At 51.4% G+C, this 276-nt stretch carries 2 tRNA genes; both read left to right on the top strand.

Features of this window, described 5'->3' with window-relative positions:
- Positions 1-61 precede the first annotated feature (61 nt).
- Positions 62-137: transfer RNA gene (locus CD039_RS11340), tRNA-Val, on the top strand.
- A gap of 17 nt (positions 138-154) precedes the next feature.
- Positions 155-230 (top strand) — tRNA-Thr (locus CD039_RS11345).
- The last annotated feature ends 46 nt before the right edge of the window (positions 231-276 follow it).

Consider the following 276-nt stretch of genomic DNA (forward strand, 5'->3'; position numbering starts at 1 on the left):
GCGCCGATGGTAGTCGGACTTACGTTCCGCAAGAGTAGGACGTTGCCAGGCAATACTAAATGGAGGATTAGCTCAGCTGGGAGAGCATCTGCCTTACAAGCAGGGGGTCGGCGGTTCGAACCCGTCATCCTCCACCATTTAAATCTTATAATTAGCCGGCCTAGCTCAACTGGTAGAGCAACTGACTTGTAATCAGTGGGTTGGGGGTTCAAGTCCTCTGGCCGGCACCATCTCAAGAGCCATTAGCTCAGTTGGTAGAGCATCTGACTTTTAATC

The organism is Staphylococcus argensis (assembly GCF_002902305.1).
Taxonomy (GTDB): Bacteria; Bacillota; Bacilli; order Staphylococcales; family Staphylococcaceae; genus Staphylococcus; species Staphylococcus argensis.